The organism is Saccharopolyspora indica (genome assembly GCF_027853965.1).
Lineage (GTDB): Bacteria > Actinomycetota > Actinomycetes > Mycobacteriales > Pseudonocardiaceae > Saccharopolyspora > Saccharopolyspora indica.
The window spans coordinates 37491-59278 of record NZ_JAQGLB010000007.1 but is presented as its reverse complement, the minus strand read 5'-3'; the positions used below and the strand labels follow the sequence as shown (position 1 = coordinate 59278).

General features: G+C 70.3%; 19 protein-coding genes and 1 tRNA gene. 8 read left to right on the top strand and 12 right to left on the bottom strand.

What is annotated here, in order from left to right; translation table 11 throughout:
- Positions 1 to 8: 8 nt before the first annotated feature.
- Together OU416_RS17270 and OU416_RS17265 are read right to left on the bottom strand one after the other, a co-directional pair.
- On the bottom strand, positions 9 to 482 hold the full coding sequence (locus tag OU416_RS17270; protein WP_270928007.1) for a GNAT family N-acetyltransferase: 474 nt from the start codon (positions 480 to 482) through the stop codon (positions 9 to 11).
- A gap of 105 nt (positions 483 to 587) precedes the next feature.
- Entirely contained in the window at positions 588 to 2420 is a 1833-nt protein-coding gene (locus OU416_RS17265; RefSeq protein WP_270928006.1) for a S9 family peptidase, read from the bottom strand.
- Between the two features lie 295 nt (positions 2421 to 2715).
- Here OU416_RS17265 and OU416_RS17260 point away from each other — a divergent pair, with 295 nt between their 5' ends.
- Positions 2716 to 3504: an IclR family transcriptional regulator gene (locus OU416_RS17260; RefSeq protein ID WP_270928005.1), complete on the top strand. Its 789-nt coding sequence runs from the start codon at positions 2716 to 2718 to the stop codon at positions 3502 to 3504.
- A 16-nt stretch (positions 3505 to 3520) separates the two neighbouring features.
- On the opposite strand, the gene OU416_RS17255 is transcribed toward OU416_RS17260, so the two are convergent.
- On the bottom strand, positions 3521 to 5821 hold the full coding sequence (locus tag OU416_RS17255; RefSeq protein ID WP_270928004.1) for an FAD-dependent oxidoreductase: 2301 nt from the start codon (positions 5819 to 5821) through the stop codon (positions 3521 to 3523).
- Positions 5822 to 6131: 310 nt separating this feature from the next.
- Between OU416_RS17255 and OU416_RS17250 the strand changes: the two genes are divergently transcribed.
- The 5 genes from OU416_RS17250 (at position 6132) to OU416_RS17230 (ending at position 13290) form a co-directional block, all read left to right on the top strand.
- Positions 6132 to 7061 carry a carbohydrate ABC transporter permease gene (locus tag OU416_RS17250; protein WP_270928003.1) on the top strand — a complete coding sequence of 310 codons (930 nt, stop codon included), beginning with the start codon at positions 6132 to 6134 and terminating at the stop codon, positions 7059 to 7061.
- A complete protein-coding gene (locus OU416_RS17245) occupies positions 7058 to 7951 on the top strand; it encodes a carbohydrate ABC transporter permease (protein ID WP_270928002.1) in 894 nt (297 codons plus the stop codon). The genes OU416_RS17250 and OU416_RS17245 overlap by 4 nt, the downstream gene beginning before the upstream one ends.
- A 57-nt stretch (positions 7952 to 8008) precedes the next feature.
- Entirely contained in the window at positions 8009 to 9310 is a 1302-nt protein-coding gene (locus tag OU416_RS17240) for an extracellular solute-binding protein (RefSeq protein WP_270928001.1), read from the top strand.
- Positions 9311 to 9407: 97 nt separating this feature from the next.
- The gene (locus OU416_RS17235; RefSeq protein WP_270928000.1) at positions 9408 to 12263 is read left to right on the top strand and encodes a polysaccharide lyase family 8 super-sandwich domain-containing protein; all 2856 of its coding nucleotides are present in this window, start codon (positions 9408 to 9410) and stop codon (positions 12261 to 12263) included.
- 37 nt (positions 12264 to 12300) lie between these two features.
- A complete protein-coding gene (locus tag OU416_RS17230) occupies positions 12301 to 13290 on the top strand; it encodes an acetylxylan esterase (RefSeq protein WP_270927999.1) in 990 nt (329 codons plus the stop codon).
- 4 nt (positions 13291 to 13294) lie between these two features.
- Here the strand turns inward: OU416_RS17230 and OU416_RS17225 are convergent, their stop codons facing one another.
- A complete protein-coding gene (locus tag OU416_RS17225) occupies positions 13295 to 13777 on the bottom strand; it encodes a DUF1203 domain-containing protein (RefSeq protein ID WP_270927998.1) in 483 nt (160 codons plus the stop codon).
- 49 nt (positions 13778 to 13826) lie between these two features.
- Positions 13827 to 14444: a TetR/AcrR family transcriptional regulator gene (locus OU416_RS17220; protein ID WP_270927997.1), complete on the bottom strand. Its 618-nt coding sequence runs from the start codon at positions 14442 to 14444 to the stop codon at positions 13827 to 13829.
- A gap of 81 nt (positions 14445 to 14525) precedes the next feature.
- Between OU416_RS17220 and OU416_RS17215 the strand changes: the two genes are divergently transcribed.
- Positions 14526 to 15404, top strand: coding sequence for a hypothetical protein (locus tag OU416_RS17215; RefSeq protein WP_270927996.1), 879 nt, complete (start codon positions 14526 to 14528; stop codon positions 15402 to 15404).
- A gap of 33 nt (positions 15405 to 15437) precedes the next feature.
- Here OU416_RS17215 and OU416_RS17210 read toward each other — a convergent pair whose 3' ends face one another.
- The 5 genes from OU416_RS17210 to OU416_RS17190 all read right to left on the bottom strand — a co-directional run bounded on the left by OU416_RS17210 (position 15438) and on the right by OU416_RS17190 (position 19457).
- Positions 15438 to 16622 carry an MFS transporter gene (locus tag OU416_RS17210; protein WP_270927995.1) on the bottom strand — a complete coding sequence of 395 codons (1185 nt, stop codon included), beginning with the start codon at positions 16620 to 16622 and terminating at the stop codon, positions 15438 to 15440.
- 72 nt (positions 16623 to 16694) lie between these two features.
- Positions 16695 to 17006, bottom strand: a complete 312-nt coding sequence (locus tag OU416_RS17205; protein ID WP_270927994.1) for an ArsR/SmtB family transcription factor — start codon at positions 17004 to 17006, stop codon at positions 16695 to 16697.
- Positions 17007 to 17161: 155 nt separating this feature from the next.
- Positions 17162 to 17728: a TetR/AcrR family transcriptional regulator gene (locus tag OU416_RS17200; RefSeq protein ID WP_270927993.1), complete on the bottom strand. Its 567-nt coding sequence runs from the start codon at positions 17726 to 17728 to the stop codon at positions 17162 to 17164.
- Between the two features lie 10 nt (positions 17729 to 17738).
- Positions 17739 to 18164 (bottom strand): VOC family protein, encoded by a 426-nt coding sequence (locus tag OU416_RS17195; protein ID WP_270927992.1) that lies wholly within the window; start codon positions 18162 to 18164, stop codon positions 17739 to 17741.
- Positions 18165 to 18329: 165 nt separating this feature from the next.
- Positions 18330 to 19457: an epoxide hydrolase family protein gene (locus OU416_RS17190; protein ID WP_270927991.1), complete on the bottom strand. Its 1128-nt coding sequence runs from the start codon at positions 19455 to 19457 to the stop codon at positions 18330 to 18332.
- Positions 19458 to 19577: 120 nt separating this feature from the next.
- Here OU416_RS17190 and OU416_RS17185 point away from each other — a divergent pair, with 120 nt between their 5' ends.
- On the top strand, positions 19578 to 20459 hold the full coding sequence (locus OU416_RS17185) for a LysR family transcriptional regulator (RefSeq protein ID WP_270927990.1): 882 nt from the start codon (positions 19578 to 19580) through the stop codon (positions 20457 to 20459).
- A gap of 210 nt (positions 20460 to 20669) precedes the next feature.
- Here the strand turns inward: OU416_RS17185 and OU416_RS17180 are convergent.
- Positions 20670 to 20743 (bottom strand) — tRNA-Pro (locus tag OU416_RS17180).
- Between the two features lie 52 nt (positions 20744 to 20795).
- On the bottom strand, positions 20796 to 21758 hold the full coding sequence (locus OU416_RS17175; RefSeq protein WP_270927989.1) for a metallophosphoesterase: 963 nt from the start codon (positions 21756 to 21758) through the stop codon (positions 20796 to 20798).
- Between the last annotated feature and the right edge of the window lie 30 nt (positions 21759 to 21788).

The window sequence follows — 21788 nt, the reverse complement described above, 5'->3', positions numbered from 1 at the left end:
GCACGGGATCACCAGCGCAGCACGGCGCCGATCTCCTCGCCGTAGAAGTCCCCGCTGGGGATGAACCCGAGAGACTTGTAGAACGGGCCGGGACTGGCCGGGCCCTCGTCGTAGCTGGTGCGCAGCTCGCGGATGCCGCGCGCGGTGAGGTCTGCGACGACCTTCTGCACGGCTTTGCGGCCGATGCCGCGTCCCTGGTGCGGGCCGGCGACCATGAGCCGCCACAGGAACACACCCGGGCGCTCGATGCCGTCGTCGTAGTCCGCGCCGGTGTGCAGCATGATGAACCCGGCCAGGGTCTCATCCGCGTAGATGGCCCGGAACCAAGCGCTCTCGGAGAAGTGCGCCTCGGCGATCGACACCGCGTTGTCGGCCACCATCTCGCGCTGCTCGTCGGACAACGTTTCGCTCAGCTCGCACACGTCGGTCACCGTCCAGGCGGTGACACGGCGGAAGCTGATCTCGGGATCGGTTTGCGGCATGGGTATTTCGTACCGAAAACCCGGCAATTCCGGCAAAGAGTTTTCCGGGTGCCCGGAAAGCTGTGCCAGGTGGCGATTTCGCGCGAAATCGCCACCTGACAAGCCTCAGCCCAGGCCGACGGCGCGGCGGGCGAAGTGGATCTCCGCCGCGACCTGGCGCAGCGTCTCCGACACCACGAGCGAGCCGTGGCCCGCGTCGTAGCGGTAGAACTCGAACGGGACGTCCCGCTGCCCCAGCCGGTCCAGGTAGTTCAGGATCTGCTGGATCGGGCAGCGCGGGTCGTTGTCCCCGGCCAGCACCAGCGTCGGCACCCGGACCTGGTCCACGTAGGTGATCGGCGAGGCCTTCTCGTACACGTCCGGCACGTCCTCCGGCGAACCGCCGAACAGCGCGCGGTCGTAAGCCCGCAGCGGCTCCATCTCGTCGGCGTAGGCGGAGACGTAGTCGGCCACCGGAACCCCGGCGACACCGCCGGCCCACCGCTCCGGCTGCGTGCCCAGCGCCAGCAGCGTCAGGTAGCCGCCCCAGGACGCGCCGGCGACCACGCTCTGCGCCGGAGTCGTGAGCCCGGCCTCGAGCGCCCAGTCGTGCACCCGCGCGACGTCCTCCAGCTCGGTCAGCCCCGGCCGTCCCTCGATGGAGTCGCGCCACGCCGAGCCGTACCCGGTGGAGCCCCGGTAGTTGATCTCCACCACGGCGAACCCGGCGTCCAGCCAGGCCGCGCGGTAGGCCGAGAACCGGTCCTCGTCCGCGGCGTGCGGGCCGCCGTGCAGGTTGAACACGGTCGGCAGCGGCCCGTCGGGAGCGTTCGCCGGGCGGGCCACCAGCGCGTGCACCGTGTCGTTCGGCCCGTACGGGACCTCCACGAACACGTCGGTGACGGCCTCCGAACCCGGCGGCCGGTCACCGGGCGGCGTCAGCAGGACCCGGTCCTCGCCGTCCGCGGAAACCGTGCGGATCAGCGACGGCGTCGCCGCCGACGACCACACGTACTCCACGGCGTGGTCCGGCCGCACCGACGCGCCCGCCACCGTGCCCGGCGGCGTGGCGAGCTCGGTGAGGGCCTTCTCCGCCAGGTCGTAGCGGTGCATGGTGGTGCGCGCGTGGTGGGTGTGCGCGATCAGCAGCGCCTCGCCGTCCGGGTACCAGTCGGCCGAGACCTCGCCGGGCAGGTCGAGCTCGATCTCGGTCTCGGTGTCCGCCACCACGTCCCAGACCAGCAGCTCCTCCTTGCCGCGGCGCTCGTGCAGCACCAGCAGCCGCGGGTCGCCGGTGACCGGCGCGAAGGCGAGCGCGTCCAGCCCCTTGCCCGGGCCGTCCCACTTCTCGGCCACCTCGGAACCGTCGGTGCGCAGCACCCGCAGCGCCGGGTGGCGGCTGTCGCCGTGCTCGGAGTGCGAGATCACCAGCATCGACTCGTCCCAGGACATCGCGGACAGCCCGCCGTCCTGCTCGTGCTCGTAGAGCACCTCGGGCTTGCCGTCGCGCACCACCCAGACCGTCACACCGTCATCGGTGGACATGCCCATGCCGATCACCGACCGGCCGAGCTCCAGGCCCGCCGGGTAGCCGGGGTGCGTGCCCGGCAGCGCGGGCCGGGCCTCGCCCGAGGCGAACGGCTCGACCCGCCAGCTGCCGAACTCGTCGCCGTCGGTGTCGTCGAACCACCAGATCTGCTCGCCGTCGGCGGACAGCGTGCCGTGGAACGTCCCGTTCGGGCGGTCGGTGACCTGGCGGTGCTTGTCCGCGTCGCGATCCCACGCGTAGAGCTCCCAAGTGCCGCTGAAGTTCGACACGTACAGGCTGCGCTGCGGGGCATCGCGCGCCCAGTCCGGCAACGACACGCGCGGCGCGCTGAAGCGGGCCCGCCACCGAGCCTCCCGCTCGGGGTCGTCGAAAAGCTTCTCGGGGATCTTCGCCTCGGGGTAGGTGCTCACCCCGTCGATAGTGCCCGATGGCCCCGCGACCTGCGGACGCGACAGGCGATCAGCGCCGAACTTCACGAAGCGGCCCGCGCGCAGTGCCGCGTCAGCGATGGCGGGCGAGCGCGCCTGATGGACCGCGATCTGCGAGCGCCGTAGTCGGCGCGAATCTGATGCTGAGGCGTCATGCCGGGCGGTGACCGGCACATCGACGGCGGCTGTTCACGGCGCAGCAGCGCTGCCGCCGCCGGATACCGGTACAAGTATGCTTCTGCAGATAGTGCAAGCGGATTGCAGAATGAGGAGGGTCATGGTTAATCGGGCGACTGATGTCGGGACGAACCAGAGTGTCGAACGCGCGGTCTCGGTGCTGCGCGCGCTCGACTCCGGCCGCGCCGAACTGCGCGTTTCCGATGTCGCCGAGCTGACCGGCCTCGGCTCCTCGACGACCTCTCGTCTGCTGTCGACGCTCGAACGCCTCGACATGGTGGAGCGCGATCCTGTCAGCAACTTGTACCGCCTCAGCCTCGGCATCCTTTCGCTTGCCGCCACCGCCACGAATCGCCATCCGGTCCATCGCGCCGCGCGGATGGTTCTCCAGGACCTCGCCACCCGTACGGGGCTCGGGGCCAACGTCGCGGTCCGTCGCGGCACCGAGCTGACGTTCCTGTGCAATTTCGAGGGGACCCGCGCCCCCAAGTCGTACACGCAGGCCGGGCACACCGCCCCCCTGCACGCCACCGGCATCGGCAAGTGCCTGCTCGCCGGTCTCGGCCCCGAAGAGCGTCGCGAGCTGCTGCCCGAACCGCTCGTCGCGCACACCGACTTCACGACGACCAGCCACGAGCTCCTCGACACCGAGATCGACATCGTGCGCCGCACCGGCTACGCGATCGAGGCCGAGGAGCGCGCCCTGGGCCGTGCCTCCCTCGCCGCGCCCGTCCGCGACGCCTCGGGGGATGTCGTCGCTGCCATCTCGCTGTGGGGACCGGCCTCCTTGCTCGGCGATCCCGCCGAGGGCGAAGGGCGGCGCCCCGCTCTCGTCCGCGAGGTCATCGAGGCCGCCGACGCCATCAGCCAGGCACTCGGCGCCCTCTGAACCACAGCGCACAGCTCTATGTGCCGTACGCCTTGAACGCGGTGACGTGCGCGTGCCGCGCCCCGTGCGTCGCGTTCACCACGAGTCGTAGCGCGTCGGTGCGCACGGGCCCGCCGTCCGCGTCCTTCAGCGCGTGGACGCGGTGGCGGCGGCGGTTGTCCTGCACCGTCAGGAGCGTGCGCCAGGTGCCGTCGGGGTCGCGGCTCTGGATGCGGTAGTCGCGGACGAGCTCCGGCATGATCTCGAACGGCGTGCGGTGGCGGTGCAGGTTGTTGAGGTATTCGTCGACGTCGTCGTCGAACACCAGGCGTGCTTCGGTGAGCTGCTGTTCCTCGGCCCAGTCGAGGCACAGCCACTGCTCGGCTCGTTCGGGGTCGGGAAGGGGCTCGGACGACCACATCTGCGGGCCTCCGTAGGGGCGTTGGAACCCGCCTGCGGCTCGCTCGGGCAGGAATGCGGCGGTGTCCGGGGTCGCGCGGAACGCGAAGGTCCGCCGGCGCAGGCCGCGGGCCTGCCATTCCAGGACGAGTTGGCCGTCCTCCTCCGGGATGTCGTGGTCGACGCCCGCGTCCCCCTCGGCCTTGCGGCGCAGCGCGAGGACGCCGTCGGTGCGTTCGGGGAGGAGGACGAGCGCGGCGCCGGGGCAGGCGCGGACGATGAGGACGGCGTTGTGGGGGGTCGTCGGGTGGTGGTCGAGGTGGGCCGTGATCCAGTGCGGGCCGCCGGGCGGGACGGTGGCGGTGGTGGTGAGCAGGTGGTCCGCGGGGACCGCGTTCTCGGGGCGTCCCGTGCTCCACAGTTCCACGGTGAGCCGGCTCGGCTCGTCGCCGGGCGCGCCGTGGACGAGCAGGCCGACCGTGTCGAGCGCGGGGTCCACCGGCAGCAGCAGCGCGAGGTCGCGGGTGAGGGGGTACGGCTCGCCGGGCGCGGCCGGCGTGGGCTCGGCGGCCAGGCGGCTCAGGTGGGAAGAGGCGCTGACGCGGGCCGTGCGCGCCAGGTTGCCGGGGTCGTCGTCGGCAAGGCCGATGACCGAGGCGTCCTGCCTCAGCAGAGTCCGGCGTACCAACTCCGCGTGTTCGGTGGCCAGTTCGCGTGGGGTGAGACCCTCGGCGACGCACAGGGCGGCGGCGGTTCCGGCGGCCTCGCCGAGCGTGGCGCAGGTGGCCATGACACGGGTGGCGCCGAAGGCGATGTGGGTGGCGGAGATGTTCCTCCCGGCCATCAGCATGTTGGTGACGTTCGCCGAGTAGAGGCAGCGCAGCGGGATGTGGAAGATGCCGTCCGCGTAGCGCTGGCGGGCGCCGGGCTCGTCGGCGTACATGCCCTGCACCGGATGGAGGTCGACGGACCAGCCGCCGAAGGCGACGCCGTCGGCGAACTCGCGCTGCTGAAGGATGTCCCGCTGGGTGAGGACGTGGTCGCCGAGGAAGCGGCGGTACTCGCGCTTGCCGGGCAGTGAACCGACCCATTCCAGGGTGAGATCGGCCGCGTCGGGAAACTCGCCGGAGTTCTTGATGTGGTCCCAGATGCCCATGACCACGGCCTGGAGCTCGTCGCGGATGCGCTCGTTGTCGTGGACGGTGTCGAGTTCGCCGCCCCACTCGATCCACCAGTAGTCGCAACCGTTGTCGCCGGTGCGCAGGACGCGGTTGCGCAGGATGGGAGTGGTCGACAGATCCTTGGCGCAGGCGGGCGGGACGAACTTCACCGGCCTGCCGGTGTCCTTGGTGTGGAACAGGATCGTCGAGCCGAGCAGCGCATCATCGGCTTCCCTCGGCGCCCAGGGCTCGTCGAACTCCGCGCGGGACTCGCGGCCGATGCGGTAGCGGGCGCCGGCGAGGTGGCCGAGCAGGCCGTCGCCGGTGCAGTCGAGGAACTGGCGTGCGCGGAAGGTGATGCGGCGCTCGGAGCCCATCATCCAGCCGGTGCACGAGTGCACTTCGCGGGCGTCGTCGGGGCCGCTCGCGTCGACCTCGCGCACGTCGGTGTTGAGGTAGAGGTCGATGTTCGGTTCGGCGCGGACGGCGTCGAGGACGACGTGGTCCCAGTAGTAGGGGTTGCCTTCGGGGTTGCGGTACTGGTTCTCGGTGTAGAGCTCGCCCATGATGCCGCTCTCGCGGGCCCAGCGGTGCACGCCGTGGGCGGTGGCTCCGCAGACCCAGACGCGGACCTCGCTGCTGGCGTTGCCGCCCAGGACGGGCCGGTTGTTGACCAAGGCGACGCGGCGTCCGAGCCGGGCCGCGGCGATGGCCGCGCAGGTCCCCGCCAGGCCGCCGCCGATGACGGCGATGTCGTAGTGGACCTCTTCTGCCCGCACGGTGCGGCCTCCTCGGTGTGAAACTCGGATCCTCCTCCGCCACAGCAGAGCGACCGTGAACGTACATTACATGCATATTATGAAACTGTTGTTCCGTATGGGGGATCAGCTGCACGTTCGGCGCAGTCGCGGGCGTCACGAGCAGGAGTCCGGTTCCAGGCAGGAATCGGCGATTCGCCGACGAGAAGGGTTGACGCCGTCGCGCCATATGGAGAACGATCCCGCATGCTGCAACTTGAATTCACTGAAGCATGGACGGCGTTCGCACAGGGCCCCCGGCGCTCCCGCCCCGTTCGAGAGGGACACACCCATGAGTACGGCTGCACCTCCGCGGAAGAACGCTCCACCCCGCGAGCGGACCGGCGGACGGCTCTCCAACGGCGCGTTCGCACTGCTGCTGACCGCACCCGGGCTCGCTCTGTTCGCGGCGATCATCGTCTACCCGTTGCTGTCGGCGCTGTTCACCGGCTTCTTCAAGCAGGATCTGCGGCTGCCCGGGCGGGAGTTCGCCGGCCTGGACAACTTCACCCACTGGCTCGACGGCGACTTCCTCACGATCCTCCAGCAGACGCTGATCTTCACCGTCGGTGCGACCCTCGTCCCGTTCGTGCTCGGCTTCGCCCTCGCCCTCGCGCTCAACTCGGGCCTCAAGGGCAGCGGCTTCATGCGCGGCCTGTTCCTGTTCCCGTGGGTGATCCCGGGCGTGGTCGTCTCCTTCCTGTGGATGTGGATCTTCAACGCCAACTACGGCGTCCTGAACGGCATCCTCGTGAAGGCCGGGATCATCGAGGAGTCCGTCACCTGGCTCGGCCAGCCGGCCACCGCCATGCTCGCCGTGATCACCACCAAGACGTGGGCCAGCTTCCCCTGGATGATGGTGATGCTCCTGGCCGGTCTGCAGACCGTGCCCAGGGAGCTGCACGAAGCGACCTCGATAGACGGGGCGGGCGCCATCCGCCGCTTCTTCGCCGTCACCTGGCCGCAGGTTCGCGGGGTCGCCTCGATCGTGCTGCTCCTGGAGTTCATCTGGAACTTCCAGCACTTCGACACCATCTACGTGCTCACGGGCGGCGGCCCGGCCGGTTCCACCGAGACCTTCGCGACCGCCGTGTACCAGACCGCGTTCAAGGGCTTCGACATCGGCCGGGCGACCGCGCTGGGCGGGCTGTGGATGCTGCTCCTGCTCGTCCTCGTCGCCGTCTACCTCAGGATCACCGAGCGGAAGGGCGACGCCCGATGACCTCCACGACCTCCGCCCCGCCGTCCGCCAGGCACACCGGGCGCACCTCGCGACGCCGGATGCGCAAGGATCTCGTACGCTCGCGGATCGCCGCCTGGACCGCGGTCGTCGTCATCGGCGCCTTCGGCCTGCTGCCGGTCTACTGGCTCCTCGCCACCGCCCTGAGCAGCCCCGAGTCGACGTTCCAGTTCCCGCCGAAGCTGATACCCACCGACCTCACCTTCAGCAACTTCACCGCCCTCGCCGAGAACGACCAGCTGATCGACTACCTGATCAACTCCCTCGTCGTGGCCTCGATCACCGCCGTGCTGAGCGTGGTCGTCGCCACCTACATGGGCTACTCGTTCTCCAAGTTCCGCTACCGCGGGCGCCGTTCGCTGATGCACCTGGTGCTGGCCTCCCAGATGTTCCCGCAGGCGCTGCTCCTGGTGACGCTGTACGCCGTCTTCTCCAGCTTCGGCCTGCTGAACACCTACACCGCCCTGGTGCTGTCCTTCACCACGTTCACGATGCCGCTGTGCGTCTGGATGCTGAAGGGGATCTTCGACACCGTCCCGGACGCCCTCCTGGAGGCCGCGTCCATCGACGGCGCGTCCCGTTGGCGCACCCTGCACTCCATCGTGGCGCCGCTGGCCGCGCCCGGGATGATCGCCGCCGGTCTGTTCGCCTTCGTCCGCGGCTGGAACGACTTCATCTTCGCCCTGACGCTGGCCGGCAAGGAGAAGCAGACCCTGCCGCCCGGCCTCGTCTCCACCTACATCGGTGAATTCCAGACCGCCTGGCCCCAGCTGATGGCGGCCTCGCTCGTCGTGTCCGTCCCGGTGGTCGTCGCCTTCATGTTCCTGCAGCGCTATCTCGTCGGCGGCATGACCGCCGGCTCGGTCAAGTAGCCGAGCCCGCGGGATCCGCCCGACGCCCCCTTCCGTCCACTCGCCCATGGAGACACCATGACCACCTCTGGCATCAGCCGGCGCGGCGCACTGCGCATGTTCGGCATCGGCGCGCTCGGCGTAGCCGGCGCCGGCGTGCTGGGAGCCTGCGTACCGTCCGGCGCCAACACCTCCTCCAACGGAGGCGACACGAAGGCCAAGAACTTCGACTTCACCTCCTGGTCGCTCAACGAGGAGGCCGCCAAGCCCGCCCTCGAGAAGATCATCGCGGCGTGGGAGGAGGACCAGAAGTCGAAGATCCGCGCGGTCTCGTACCCGTACAACGAGTACCTGAGCCAGCTCACCCTCAAGCTGAGCGGCGGGGAGACGACCGGCGCGGTGCACCTCGACATCTCCTGGCTCGCCGCGGTGGCGCAGATGGGCAAGCTGGCCGACCTGGGCTCCGTGGCCGCGAAGGGCGGCTACACGGATGTGGCGCGGGGCAGCGGCGAGTACGACGGCACGCAGTACGGCCTGCCGTGGAACACCGGCTCGATCGGCGTGATCGCCAACTCCGCACTCCTGCAGAAGGCCGGGATCAAGCAACACCCCACCACGATCGAGGAGTTCGAGGGCGCGCTGCGGGAGCTGAAGGGGATCGGCGGCGGTGTCGTGCCCTACGCCGCGGCCACCAAGGTCGCCCAGCTCAAGGACATCTTCCCGTGGATGCAGACCTTCGGCTGCAAGCTCCTGGACGGCGAGAAGGTGACCATCGGCGACGACGCTTCCGTAGACGCGGTCACCTGGTACAAGAAGCTGCACGACGCGAAGCTGATCGCCGCGGACGTGGACCGCTTCGACGCGCGCGCGCTGTTCGGGCAGGGCAAGGCCGCTTTCTACGACGACGCCATCGTCGGCAAGGGCGTGACCGCGGCCCAGTCCGAGGACAAGGCGCTGGCCGACGCGATGCAGCCGATGCCGCGTCCGGTGCTGCGCCCCGGCGACACCCCGCAGGCGCTGCTGTGGGGCGGCGTGATCGCGATCGTCAAGGGCGAGGGGCAGGACGCCGCGACCGAATTCGCGCTGCACACCACCACCGACCCGGCCACGACGGCCGACTACTTCGCGTCGAACGCCATGCCGCCGTCCACCACCGCGGGCCTGGCCGACCCGAAGGTCGCCGACGACGAGTTCACCACCGAGTGGACCGCGAAGATCACCAGGACGGCGACCGGCAGCCCGTTCTGGCAGTTCGCGCAGAACGCTCAGATCGAGGAGGCCGTGGCCAAGCAGGTCCAGGCCGTCCTGGTCGGCACCTCGAAGCCCAAGGACGCGATGAAGCAGGCAGGCGAGGAGGTCGCCGCGCTCATCAAGCGCTGACCTCCCATCCCCCCGAGCGCGCCGAGGCCGTCGGTCATCCACGGAGTGAACGCGTGGATCGCAGGCAGCCGTGAACCAGACAGGAGATCCGAGGACGATGAGACGACGCACGTTCCTCAGCGGGGTTGGGGGCGGTGTCCTGGCAAGCAGCCTGGCAGCGCTGCCCGCCGCGGCATCGCCTGCCGCGGCATCGCCCGCCGACTTCGCGGGCCTGCGGCAGCGGGCGCGGGACCTCCTCACCGGTGGGGCCTTCGATGCGGCTCACCCGGTGGTCGCCCGCTACGTCGCTGAGCTCGACGCCTGGGCGGACGAGGTCGCGGCGAAGATCGACCGCCGGGCGGGCAGAGACCGGGTCTTCGAGGACCTGCCCCTCGACCCGGCCAACACCCGGACCACGTACGACAGGCTCCGTGATCTCGCGCTGGCCTGCGCGACACCGGGGCTGGCCCGCTACGCGGATCCGGGCACGCGGTCGGACGTGCTGTCCGGCCTGCGCACCGCCCACGACCTCTCCTACCACGCCGGTGCGCCCGAGGCCGCCCTGAAGACCTGGTGGTTCTGGGAGATCGGCTCGCCGCGCCCGCTGCTGTGGACGTGCCTCCTGCTCGGCGACGCGCTGCCGACCGGCGATCGTGACGACTACATCGCGGCGGTGCGTGACTTCGTCCCGGACCCGACGCACCACAAGGTGCAGAAGGGCCTCGTCTCGGTGGGCGCGAACCGGTCGGACCTGTGCGAGATCGCCATGCTCGACGGCATGCTCGACGACAACGAAGACCGCCTGCTGATGGGCCGTTCCACGCTGGCCACGCTGTTGCCGCGAACGACGGGAGGCCCCGGCTTCGAGGCCGACGGCTTCTACGCCGACGGCTCCTTCATCCAGCACGGCGTCTTCGCCTACACGGGCTCCTACGGAATCGTTCTGCTCGGCGGCATGGCCCGGCAGTTCCAAATGCTCGCCGACACCCCGTGGGCGATCACGGACCCCCGTCGGGAGGAGTTCTTCGGAGTGATCGAGGATTCCTTCGCCCCGGTCGTGCACGACGGGAAGATGATGGACTTCGTCCGCGGTCGGGCGATCTCCCTGCAGCTGGAGACCGACCGCATCGCCGGCTACGCCACGATGGAGCACATCCTCCGCCTGGCCCAAGCCGCTGGCCCCGAGCAGGCCCTGCGCTGGAAGGGCCTGGTCAAGGGCTGGGTGGCCCGAGACACCGCGCTGCCTTCCCCGCCGTCCTCGATCCGCTGGGGCCGAGGGCCCGCGCGGGTGACGATGCTCGCCCAGGTCATGGACGATCCGGCCGTTCCGGCGATCGCCGAGCGGGAGGAGCACCGGCAGTTCCCCGTCATGGACCGGGCGGTCCACCGGCGCTCGGACTGGGCGTGCGCGATCTCGATGTCGAGCAGGCGCATCGGCTACTACGAGGGGATCCTGTCGCAGAACAAGCACGGCTGGCACACCGGTTCCGGCATGACGTACCTGTACGACGCCGACGCCGGGCAGTTCACCGACGCGTTCTGGCCCACGGTCGACCCGTACCGCCTGCCGGGAACCACCGTCGACACGACACCGCTGGACGTCACGGTCGGCAGCGGAGCCCGCCCCGGCACGTCCTGGGTCGGTGGCGCGGTCGCCTCCGGCGGCAGCTGCGGCGTCGTCGGCATGGACCTGCAAGGCATCATCGCGCCGAGGGCGTCCCAGGTCCGGGGGCGCAAGACGTGGTTCTGCCTGGACGATCGGGTGGTGGCTCTCGGCGCGGGCATCACCGGCGGCGGCACCGTCCGGACCGGCACCGACCTGGCGCGCGGCGCGGATGTCGAGGTGTCCTCCGTGCTGCGCGCGGGAACCGAAGGAGCCAAGGCCGTCGACGGCAGGTTCGCCGACGACAGCCGATGGCTGTCCGCCACCGACGACCCGGCTCCCTGGCTCGTGGTGAGCCTCGACCGGATGGCGGCCCTGGCGAGCATCAGCGTGTACAGCGGCTACGCGGCGACCAACCACGACGAGACATCGACCCTGAAGGACTTCACCGTCGAGGTCCGCACGGCGGACGGCTGGGTGCGGGTCGCGGACATCGTCGGCAATGTCGCGCACAAGGTCGAGGTGACGGATCTCGACGTCGTGGGCGACCAGGTCCGGCTGTCGATCAGCAGGGCGTCGGGGTCCACCACCAACGTGGCCCGCGTCTTCGAGGTCGAGGTCTACCAGGCATCCGACGACGGGGAAAGCGACCGCTTCCCCGTGGTGACGACGATCGAGAACCGCAACCTGCACGCCGCGGGCACCAACGCGCTCATCGTCGACGGCCACCCCCAGCCTTCGGACCTCGGCTGGTCGCAGGAGTTCACCGGTGCCGAGTGGGCACACCTCGACGGAGTCGGGGGCTACGTCTTCCCCGGCGGCGCGCCGCTGCGCGCGACCCGCCAGGCGCGCACCGGCACCTGGCGCGGAATCGACTCCGGCACCGCGCCGGGCACGACCGACCCGGTGACCAGGCGATACCTGACCCTGAGCGTGGAGCACGGGGTAGAGCCGCGTGACGAGACCTACGCCTACATGGTCCTCCCGGGAGCGTCGGCACAGCGCACCCGACGGGCAGCGGCGGATCGCGCCATCGAGATCGCGGCGAACTCCGCACGGGTCCAGGCGGTCCGCGAGCTCGGTCGTGACCGGGTCATGGCCGCCTTCTTCGAGCCGGAGAGCGTCGCCGGAATCACCGTCAACGCTCCGGTCGCCGTCATCGTGGAACTCTTCGGCAATGCGATCTCCCTCTCGGTCGCCGACCCGACTCGCGCCCAGCAACCGATCCGCATCACGCTCGACCGGCACACCTCGCGGGTCCTCACCCGCGATCCCGAGCTCGAGGTGACCACCGGTGCGAGGACAACGCTGACGGCGACGCTCGCGGCGACCAACGGCGGAACGCGGACCGCCCGGCTCCTGCTCGCCTGATCGGAGTTGACGCTCGGCCCTCTGGAGGAGAACCGCCATGCCTCAGTTCGACCTGCCGCTCGACCAACTGCGCGGCTACCGGCCGGAGATACCCGTACCCGAGGACTTCGACTCCTTCTGGGAGAAGACCCTCGCCGAAACCCGGGCACACGACCTGGCTGCCGTGTTCGAGCCGGTGGAGACCGGCCTGGCGGGGGCGCGGACCTGGGATGTGACCTTCGCCGGGTTCGGCGGCCACCCGATCAAGGGCTGGTTCACCGTCCCGGCGGGGGCCGAGGGGCCGCTGCCGCTGATCGTGCAGTTCCAGGGCTACAACAGCGGCCGGGGGCTGCCGCACTGCTGGAGCCTGTGGCCGCTCGCCGGATACGCGCACTTCGTCATGGACGTCCGCGGCCAGGGCGGCGGCAACCAGGGCACCGGCGGCAACGTCGGCGACACCCCCGATCCGATGGGCATCGTGCCCGCGCACACCGGGGTCATGACCCGCGGCATCGAGGATCCCGAAACGTACTACTACCGCAGGGTCTTCACCGACGCCGTCCGCGCCGTCGAGGCGGCTCGCTCCCATCCGCTCGCGGACGCCTCCCGCACGGTCGCGCTCGGCGCCAGCCAGGGCGGTGGCATCACCCTCGCCGTGTCCGGACTCGTGCCGGACCTCGCGGCCGTCTGCGTCGATGTGCCGTTCCTGTGCCACTTCGGCCGCGCGATCACCCTCACCGACGCCCGCCCGTACGGTGAGGTCGGGGACTACCTGCGGATGCGCCGCGGCGTGGAGGAGCAGGTGTTTCGCACCCTGTCCTACTTCGACGGGGTGACCTTCGCCGCCCTCGGCCGTGCCCCCGCCCTGTTCTCGGCCGCCCTGATGGACCAGGTCTGCCCTCCGTCGACGGTGTTCGCCGCGCACAACGCGTACGGCGGGCCCAAGGACATCGAGGTGTATCCGTTCAACGGGCACGAGGGCGGCGCAATGTTCCAGCAGCGTGCTCAACTCGACTGGGTGCGGCGGCAGGTGCGGCACCCAGCCTGATCGGTCAGCGCCGAACTTCGAACAGGAAGCAGCCGAACTCGACGGCCCGCACGTGCACCAGCGCGACCTCCGGGTCCCGCAGCAGGTCGTCGGCGGTGCGCTCGGAGAGCTCGGTCCGCCCGTCGAGCAGGCTGCCGCCGAGGATCTCGCCGTTTCCGTTGTAGGCGCGGAGCACCCGGCGGCTGCCGCGCAGCGCTTCCGGCCACTCCGGGTTCTCCGGCCCGTCGCAGGCCTCGGCGTGGATGAAGACCGGCCCGACCTCTTCGTACGGCCCGGGTTCGGCGTCGTTGTCCCGGGCCCAGCGCCGCAGCGGCGCGTAGGAGACCAGCGCGAGCCGCTCGCCCGGCTTGCTCCGCCGCAAGCAGCACCGCAGCGGCTCGCCGTATTCGTCTTCCTCGATGTGGATCTGGGGTTCGCGCCCGGCGTCGTCGGACTTGCGGAGCTCCTCCAGCACGCCGGTTTCGATGGGCAGCACGCGGAATGTCATGACTCGATCGTCGTTCCCGGACGGCGCGGAAGCTGGCGGGAAACCGCCGTCACGTGGCCGAGCGTCCAGTGGAAGACCCGGTGAGGGCGAGTGCCGCGTCGAGGAGCGCGGAGGTGAGCGCGGGGAGCCGGTCGGGGGATTCGGACAGCAGGAACAGCCAGGCGAAGACGGGGCCGACCAGCAGGGCGTTGAGGGCCGTCGGGTCGGGCCGGGTGGCGATCTCGCCGCGTGCGGCCGCGCGGTCCAGGATCTCCGCGAGCGTCCGGCGCTGGGCTCCCAGGTACTTCTCGTCGAACCGGTCGAGCAGCACGGGGTCGGCGTGGATGTCGGCCAGCAGACCGGGAAGCGTTCCCGGTGGCGGAGCGGCCATGTCGTCCGCGATGTCGGCCAGCACGGCGGCCAGGTCGGCGCGGAGCGATCCGTTGTCGGGTGCCACGGCCAGGAACTGGCCCTGCACGAGAACGTCGAAGATCATCTCTTGTTTGGTGGCGTGGCGCCGGTAGATCGCCGCCTTGCCCACGCCGGCTCGTGCGGCCACCTCGGCGATCGTGAGCCGCGCGTATCCCACCTCGCTCAGCAGCTCCAGAACGGCGGAGGCGATGGCGTCGTCGACGCGGCTGTCCCGGGGTCGACCCCCCTGGTTTCGAGCTTGATCCCGAGTAGGCATGCGTGCATCATACGAGACCATGAGTATCGAAACCATTGGTTCCGGAACTAAGGATTCCGCATTGCTGGTCGGAGAGGTGGCATGAACAACCCGCTGAAGACGGATTCGAGCGAGGCGGCGCCCCTTCCGCGGACGTGGGCGCTATGGGCCGCCGCGGCCCTGGCGGCGGTGGCCGCGGTGCTGCACGCATTCGTGCAGGCCGCCCCGGTCATCGATGCCCTGATGGCAAGCGACGCCACCGCCGAGTCCCAGCAGGCGCTGCGGATGATGTGGCACGGCATGACGGCGATCTTCTGGACCTATCCCGTCGCTTTCGTGCTGCTGCGGAACCGGTCGGCGACCGTGGCCAGGCCAGCGCTCGGCATTCTCGCGCTGCTGAACGGATCCCAAGCCGTGCTCTACGCGGTGACCGGGCTTTGGGTGGCGCACGGGCCGCTTTCGGTCCCGGAGTGGGCGTTGCCGGCGGCCGTGGCGGTCCTGGCCTGGCTGGCCCGCCCGGCCCGATCCCCAGGCTGGCCGACGGCTCGGGCCCACCGCAGCCGCGGACGGCTGGTGCTGCTGTGGATCGCGCTGATCAACGCCGCCTTCAACGCGATCTTCCACATCGTCGAAGGCACCTTGATGTCCTGGCCGGCCGAGCTGCTGGCGAGCGGCATCGCGGCAGGCCCCAAGCTCACGCTGTACGCGATGTGGCTGTTCAGCTGCGTGCTGTTCGGCACCGTCGCGGTGACCATGGCGTGGTCGTTGCGGACCTCTTCGGCGGCCTGCCGGTTCCTCCTCCGCTACCTCGCCGTGCTGGTGGCGGCCCTCGCGGTGTCGTGGGCCGGTGCGATCGCGTTCGGAGCCGGGGCCGATCTGTCGCCGATCGGGCCGGTGGCCCTCGCCCTCCAGGCCGTGCTCGCCGCGCTGAGCGCACCGCCCGAACCCGACCGGCAGCGCACACCGGCCCGGGAGGGATGACGGAGGAGGTGTCGCCCCTCCCGGGCCGGCGCACTACTGGCGGGCGGCAACCGCGGTCGGCCTGGCACTGGCCCGGCGGTCCAGCGCCAGGCGCAGCAGCACGAGTGCGAGCGCGGCCAGGGCGAAGCCGATTCCGGTCCAGGGGAGCGCGCGGGTGGGCAGGGCGGCGAGCGCCCATCCGCCGACGGTCGTGCCCACCGTGATCCCGAGGTTGGAGAAGGAGACGAACAGGCTGTTGCCGAACTCCGGTGCGTCCGCGGTGTCCCGGCTCAGCCAGCTCTGGCTCACGATCAGCCCGCCGGAGTGCACGGCCGCCCAGAGCACGACGACCGCGATCATCGGCGCGAACTGCGCGCCGAAGGCGAAGACCAGCGCGTAGCCGACGACGGACAGCAGCAGGAAGAGCGGCACGGTGCGGGCGACGCCGCGCCGCAGCAGCGCGGCGAAGGCGAAGTTGCCGAAGATCATCGTGATGCCGAACACCAGGAGCATCGCGCTGATCCAGGTGCCGTCCATGCCGGTGACGGTGCCGAGGTACTCGGCGAAGTAGCCGTAGACGGAGAACTGCGCCGCGAACACGAGGACGATCGACAGGATCGTCAGCCAGATCCGGCCATCGCGCAGCACGGCGACCTGCCGCCCGTAGGAGAGCCGTTCGCCGGGTGGCATCGCGGGCAGGAACACCAGGATGCCGATGAGCCCGAGCAGGTTGACGGCCGCGCCGAACCAGAACGCCGCCGGCAGCGAGATGTGGTCCGCCAGGTAGGAGGTCAGCGGCACCCCGAAGGCGAAACCGGCGGTGATGCCCGCGAAAACCTGCGCGGTCGCGCGGGTCGCATCCGCCCCCCGCCCGAACCGGCTCGCCGCCACCAGCGCGACGGAGAAGAAGACCGGGTGCAGGAGGGCCGGGACGATCCGGAAGGCGAGCGTCAGCTCGAACTGCGTGCTGAGCGCGTAGACGGCGTTCGAGATGGCGAAGACGCCCATGGTCGTCGCCAGCACCACCCGGCGGTCGATGCGGGATGCCGCGAGGGTCAAGAAGGGGCCGGACAGGGCCACGGCGAAGGCGAAGGAGCCCACGAGCAGCCCGGCGGTGGACGTGCTGACGTCCAGCCTGGCCGCGACCTGCGGCAGCACGCCGACGATGCCCAGTTCGGTGGTGATGATGCTGAACACGCCCACGGCGAGTGCCAGCACGGCTGACGAGGTTGTGCGCATGAATTTGCCTAAATATCGAGGTTTGTAGATGCGAAAACGCGCGATGGACGCGGTCCTGGGTCGAGCTCCGGGTCAGAGTTCTTCGCGGACGTACTCGGCGAGCTCTTCGACCGCGCGCTCGTTGCGCCGGTAGAAGGTCCACTTGCCGACTCGCTCGGACTCCAGCAGGCCGGAGTCCTTCAGCGTCTGCAGGTAGCTCGACACCGCGGACTGGGAGAGCCCGGCCCGCGCCTGGATGTCAGCGACGCACACCCCGACGTGGAATCCCAAGCCCCTCTCCAGGTAGAGGGTCTCGTCGAAGTGCTCCGCCGGGTTCTTCAGCCACTGCAGGATCTGCAACCGGGTCGGGTTGGCCAGCGCCTTGAGCATCGCCAAGGTGTCCATGGCCCTCCTCCCGGTCCGCCGCACGAAGTCATATCTATATTTCTCGATACGTGGGAGGGTGTCAACCGGCCTGTGGCGCCGGCCACGCGCCCCGAGGGTGCTCGTAGACGGTGGCCCTGGCCGATCAAGATCCTTCTTCTCGGCGCCGGGGCGTGTCATCGCACGCGGATGGCCGCCAGGGCGAGGTCGACGGCCTGTTCGGCGAGGCGGTCGGTGAGTGGTCGGTGCCCGAACAGCACGCTGTAGTACAGGGGTGCGGCCAGGGCGTCGAGGACGAAGTCCACGTCGGTGTCGGGCTGGATCTCGCCCCGCTGGATCGCCGAGCGCAAGGTGTTGGCGGTCGTTTCGCGGCGCGCGTCGAAGACGCGGCGGCGGAACTCGGTGGCCAGGTCGGCGTCCGAGGCGAGGTCGGCGATCAGCCCGGGCAGCGCATGGCCCAGCGGTGTTCCCGACAGCGCGCGCACCAGCGTCGACATGCCGGTGACGAGGTCGCTGCGCAGGTCTCCGGTGTCGGGTGTGGGGGTCAGGCCCATCTGGCTCGCTACCGCGTCGACGACCAAGTGGGGTTTGGACGGCCACCGGCGGTACACCGCGGGCCGGTGGACACCTGCCCTGGCGGCCACCGCGCCCATGGTCAGCTGCCGGTAGCCGACGTCGCTGAGCAGATCGACCGCGGCGGTCAGGACGGCGTCGTCGATCCGGGCTTCTCTGGTGCGGGCCATGCGCCGGACTCTAGAAGACCGGTTTGGGCGCCAGGACGACCCGCCAGCCGTCCGGGTCTTCGAAGGTCAGGGCGCCGACACCGGCCCAGTACGGGTTCTCCGCCGGGACCGGTTCGTGCCCGGACTCGGCCAGTCGCTCGACCACGTCGTACATCCGGGCGTCGCCGTGGAAGTACAGGACCAGCAGGTTGTCCGCGGTCGGCGCCGGACACGGGCTGCCGTCGGCGTGCGAGGTGAACTCCAGGTGGTAGCCCGTGCCGGGCAGGCCGAGCATCACGCCGTCGTAACCGGCGTGGTTCTCGAACCGGTAGATCACCGGCAGTCCGATGACCTCGGTGTAGAACTGCTCGACTTCGGCGAGCCGGTCGGTGGGCCGGGCCACCCGGACCTGTGCGACGTCGAGCCCGGACGGCCATTCGGTGGGTGTCGTAGTCATAGCCATAACGGTACATGATGTACCGATATGGCTGGCAAGGGTCGGAGAGAGATGCCACCGGTTCAACCCACCGGCCATCCGAGCAGCAGCCCGAACCTTCCTGACCGAACGCGCCTGGAGAAGGGCCTTGGCCGGAAGTCAGCCAGGGCCCTCCGGGGCGGGGGCCTACGCGGGCTTGCCCGCGAGCGCGGCGAAGAACTGCGCGATGTCGGCGGCGAGCAGGTTGGGGGCGTCGTGGGCGGCCCAGTGGCTGCCGCGGTCGAACTGCGACCAGGACGCGATGTTGGCGTGGTCGCGTTCGGCCAGCGTGCGGATCGACTTCATGTCCCAGGCGAACCCGGCCAGCCCGATCGGCGCGGTGGTGGGTTCCGGATTCCGCTCGGCGCGGTGGTTCTCGAAGTAGAACCGGGCCGAGGAGGCTGCGGTGTTGGTGAGCCAGTAGATCGTGGCGTTGGTCAGCACCACCTCGGGGTCGACGGAGCCGAGCAGCTGCCCGATCCAGGCGAGCTGACCGGCGGGCGAATCGGCCAGCGCGTGCGCGAGCGTCTGCGGCTGCGCCTGCTGGGCGCGGTCGTGGATGGCGTGCTCGGTGAAGGTCTGCACGAACTCCAGGTACTCCCGCTCCTCGGCGGACAGGGCTGCCAGCTCGGCGGGGTCGCCGGAGGGGAAGGAGAAGATCTGGTTGACGTGCACGCCGATGACGTGGTCGGGATCGACCTGGCCGAGCAGCGGGGAGACGATCGCGCCCGCATCGTTGCCGTGGGCGCCGTACCGCTCGTAGCCGAGCCGGCGCATCAGCTCAGCCCAGGCCCGCGCGGTGCGGCGGGCGTCCCAGCCGGTCCCGGTGGTGGGGCCGGAGAAACCGAAGCCGGGCAGGTCGGGGATGACCAGGTGGAACCGGTTCGACAGCGGCTCGATCAGGTCGAGGTACTCCACGTGCGTGTTCGGCCAGCCGTGGGTGAGGATCAGCGGCGTCGCGTCCGGGGCGGCCGAGCGGACGTGCACGAAGTGGATGTTCTGCCCGTCGATCTCGGTGGTGAAGTGCGGGTGCGCGTTCAGCCGGTCCTCCCACGCGCGCCAGTCGTAGGAATCGCGCCAGCGTTCGACCAGGTCGCGCACGTAGGACAGCGGGACGCCGTACTGCCAGCCCGGCGGAACCGGACCGCCCGCGGGCAGGGCCGCGACCTGATCGGCCGGGAGCTCGGTGGTCCAGCGGGTGCGGCGAAGCCGATCCCGCAGGTCGTCCAAGGCGCCCTGCGGGATGTCGATCTTGAACGGCGTGATCTCTGGCATGGGGCTGCTTCTCCCGGTATCGGTGTGGATTGCGTCGATCCTGTTCACCGACCTGGCCCGGGACAACGGCCGATCGAATAACGTGCGATAAGCAAGGTTTATGGCGACGGAGGGGCGGCCGTGGAGCTGCGCGACATCGAAGTTCTGCTGGCCCTGGCGGAAGAGCTGCACTTCGGCCGCACGGCCGAGCGCCTGCACCTGACCCAGGCCCGGGTCAGCCAGATCGTCAAGGCCCAGGAACGCGCCATCGGCGCCGCGCTTTTCGAGCGGACCAACCGCGTGGTCGCGCTGACGCCGCTGGGCGAGGAGCTGATCGACGACCTGCGGGTCGTCCACCGCGACCTCCACCAGAGCCTGGCCCGCGCCAAGCGTGCCGCTCGGGGCAGGACCGACGTGCTCCGGTTCGGCACGATGAGCTGGACCATCCCGGATCTCGGGTCGGTCTTCGACGCGTTCGGCGAGCACCGGCCCGGATGCGACGTGCAGGTCCGCTACACCGGGTTCGGAGATCCCTTCGGCCCACTGCGCACCGGAGAGATCGACGTCGCGATGCTGTGGCTCCCGGTGCGCGAACCCGACCTCACCGTGGGTCCGCTCCTGTGCACCGAGCCGGTCGTGCTGGCGACGTCGGCCGAACATCCGCTGGCCCGCCGACAGTCCGTCTCCGTCGAAGATCTCGCCGGGAGGACCGTCATCGGCGGTGTCCGCCCCGCCTACTGGCGCGAAGCGATCATTCCCGCCACGACTCCCAGCGGCGAACCCATCCCTATCGGGCCGCACGCCACGACTTTCGAGCAGATGATCCCGATCCTCGCCACCGGCGAGGCGATCTCACCCGTGCACGCGAGCGCGCGTCGCCTCCAGCGGACCGACATCGCCTTCATCCCCTTCCACGACGCGCCGCTCACCCGCTGGGCCCTCGTCTGGCGCACCGCCGCCGAAACCGACCTCATCCGCGCCTTCGCCGAAACCGTCGACGAGCACGGGCCCATCAGCCTGTAGTGGAGGAGATCGCCGAGAGATCGATCGCGGCACCGCGCAGCCGGTTCGAACGACTGTTGGTGTCGAGGATTTCCTGCTGGTGGTCAGCGGGCGCAGGGGTCGTCCTGCTCCTGATCGGCGGCGGCGTCCTGATCCGTGCGGAATGCCTCCGGTGAGCGAAAGGGCCTGGTCGGAACCTCTTGCGAAGTCCTGACCAGGCCCTTTCACCTGTCGGGGTGGCGGGATTTGAACCCACGACCTCTTCGACCCGAACGAAGCGCGCTCCCAAGCTGCGCCACACCCCGATCTTTCAGCGGAGGAGCATCTCGGGTGCTCGCCCCAACCGCTGAAGATAGCTTACCGGACGCTCTCGCCGGTTCCGAAGGGGGTCCTCTTAGCGCTGTTTTCGCTGCTCAGCGCCGATGTTTCGGAGCGGGGCAGCAGGGTCAGCAAGGTCGCCTCCGGCGGACACGCGAAGCGCACCGGGGCGTACGGCGAGGTGCCCAGCCCGGCCGAGACGTGCAGGTGCATCCGCTCGCCCCAGGTGGACGCGCCGCGGGCCCGGGCCCGGTCGAGGTCGCAGTTGGTCACCAGCGCGCCGTAGCCCGGCAGCCGCAGCTGACCGCCGTGGGTGTGCCCGGCCAGCACGAGGTCGTAGCCGTCCTCGGCGAAGCTGTCCAGCACGCGGGGCTCGGGGGAGTGCGTCACGCCGAGGCGCAGCTGCACGCCTTCGGGCAGCGGGCCGGAGATCAGGTCGTAGCGGTCGGCGTGCAGGTGCGGGTCGTCCAGGCCGGCGATGTGGATGCGGACGCCGGCGACCTCGATCTCGTGGCGCCGGTGCGTGGCGTCCAGCCAGCCGCGCTCGGCCATCGCCGCGCGCAGGTCCCGCCACGGCAGCGGCTCGCCGTGGATGCGCTTGGTCTTCGCCGAGGGCAGCAGGTAGCGGGCCGGGTTCTTCGCCGTCGGCCCGAAGTAGTCGTTGCTGCCGAAGACGAACACGCCGGGCCGGTCCAGCAGCGGCCCCATCGCGCGCAGCGCCGCGGGCACCGCCTGCGGGTGCGCGAGGTTGTCACCGGTGTTGACCACCAGGTCCGGGTCGAGGTCCACCAGCTCGGACACCCACCGCTGCTTGGACCGCTGGTTCGGCGTCATGTGCAGGTCGGAGATGTGCAGCACCCGCAGCGGGGCGGTGCCCTCGTCGAGCACCGGCAGCGAGACCTGCCGCAGCGTCCAGTGCCGCCGTTCGATCGCGGCCGAGTAGGTGACCGTCGCGGCGCCGAGAGCGCTCGCGCTGAGCAGAAATCGCCCGAACTTGTTCACCTCACCAACCCTACGACGACACGCGTGCCC

Coding starts and splice junctions, on each gene's coding strand:
- OU416_RS17200 (WP_270927993.1), bottom strand. CDS start 17,728: ATGGCCCGCACCAGAGAAGCCCGGATCGACGACGCCGTCCTGACCGCC.
- OU416_RS17235 (WP_270928000.1), top strand. CDS start 9,408: ATGAGACGACGCACGTTCCTCAGCGGGGTTGGGGGCGGTGTCCTGGCA.
- OU416_RS17230 (WP_270927999.1), top strand. CDS start 12,301: ATGCCTCAGTTCGACCTGCCGCTCGACCAACTGCGCGGCTACCGGCCG.
- OU416_RS17215 (WP_270927996.1), top strand. CDS start 14,526: ATGAACAACCCGCTGAAGACGGATTCGAGCGAGGCGGCGCCCCTTCCG.
- OU416_RS17190 (WP_270927991.1), bottom strand. CDS start 19,457: ATGCCAGAGATCACGCCGTTCAAGATCGACATCCCGCAGGGCGCCTTG.
- OU416_RS17245 (WP_270928002.1), top strand. CDS start 7,058: ATGACCTCCACGACCTCCGCCCCGCCGTCCGCCAGGCACACCGGGCGC.
- OU416_RS17250 (WP_270928003.1), top strand. CDS start 6,132: ATGAGTACGGCTGCACCTCCGCGGAAGAACGCTCCACCCCGCGAGCGG.
- OU416_RS17210 (WP_270927995.1), bottom strand. CDS start 16,622: ATGCGCACAACCTCGTCAGCCGTGCTGGCACTCGCCGTGGGCGTGTTC.
- OU416_RS17205 (WP_270927994.1), bottom strand. CDS start 17,006: ATGGACACCTTGGCGATGCTCAAGGCGCTGGCCAACCCGACCCGGTTG.
- OU416_RS17195 (WP_270927992.1), bottom strand. CDS start 18,164: ATGACTACGACACCCACCGAATGGCCGTCCGGGCTCGACGTCGCACAG.
- OU416_RS17240 (WP_270928001.1), top strand. CDS start 8,009: ATGACCACCTCTGGCATCAGCCGGCGCGGCGCACTGCGCATGTTCGGC.
- OU416_RS17260 (WP_270928005.1), top strand. CDS start 2,716: ATGGTTAATCGGGCGACTGATGTCGGGACGAACCAGAGTGTCGAACGC.
- OU416_RS17270 (WP_270928007.1), bottom strand. CDS start 482: ATGCCGCAAACCGATCCCGAGATCAGCTTCCGCCGTGTCACCGCCTGG.
- OU416_RS17220 (WP_270927997.1), bottom strand. CDS start 14,444: ATGCCTACTCGGGATCAAGCTCGAAACCAGGGGGGTCGACCCCGGGAC.
- OU416_RS17225 (WP_270927998.1), bottom strand. CDS start 13,777: ATGACATTCCGCGTGCTGCCCATCGAAACCGGCGTGCTGGAGGAGCTC.